We start from the raw sequence: 807 nt of genomic DNA on the forward strand, positions 1-807 counted from the left end.
GCCCGAATGGGAGCTAATCGCCCGCGACGTGCTCACCTGCGAATGGATCGACGGCACCCGCCTCCACAGCGCCGCCGCGCTTCGGGAAGCCGGCCACGACCCGCACGCGATCGGGCGCACGGTGATCCAGAGCTTCCTGCGCCAGGCGATCCGCGACGGGTTCTTCCACGCCGACATGCACCAGGGGAACCTGTTCGTGGACGCCGCCGGCAAGCTCGTCGCGGTGGATTTCGGCATCATGGGCCGGCTCGGGCGCAAGGAACGGCGGTTCCTCGCCGAGATCCTGCTCGGCTTCATCATGCGCGACTACCGCCGCGTGGCGCAGGTCCACTTCGAGGCGGGCTACGTGCCGGCGCACCACTCGGTCGACGACTTCGCCCAGGCGATCCGCGCCATCGGCGAGCCGATCCACCAGCGCCGCGCCGACGAGATCTCGATGGCGAAGGTGCTGACGCTGCTGTTCGACATCACCGCCCTGTTCGACATGAGCACGCGCACCGAGCTGGTGATGCTGCAGAAGACCATGGTGGTGGTGGAAGGCGTCGCCCGCAGCCTCGATCCCAAACTCGACATGTGGACCTCGGCCGAGCCGGTGGTCCGCAGCTGGATCACCCGCAACCTCGGCCCGGCCGGGCGCCTGGAAGGGGCGGCCCACGCCGCGCGCACCCTCACCGACATCGTCGCCGACGTGCCGGACCTCGCCCTGCGGCTCCGGCGCCTGATCGTCCATGCCGACGAGGCGGGCACGGGCGACGCACGCCGCCTGGAGCGCATCGCCCGCAACGAGCGCCGCAACGCGCTGTGGCA

The 807-nt window shown here is 70.6% G+C and carries 1 protein-coding gene; it reads left to right on the top strand.

Features of this window, described 5'->3' with window-relative positions:
- The coding region (locus FV223_RS28980) for an AarF/UbiB family protein (protein WP_246689862.1) at nucleotides 1-807 on the top strand (807 nt) is incomplete at both ends.

Source organism: Methylobacterium sp. WL116 (assembly GCF_008039455.1).
In the GTDB taxonomy this organism is placed as follows: domain Bacteria; phylum Pseudomonadota; class Alphaproteobacteria; order Rhizobiales; family Beijerinckiaceae; genus Methylobacterium.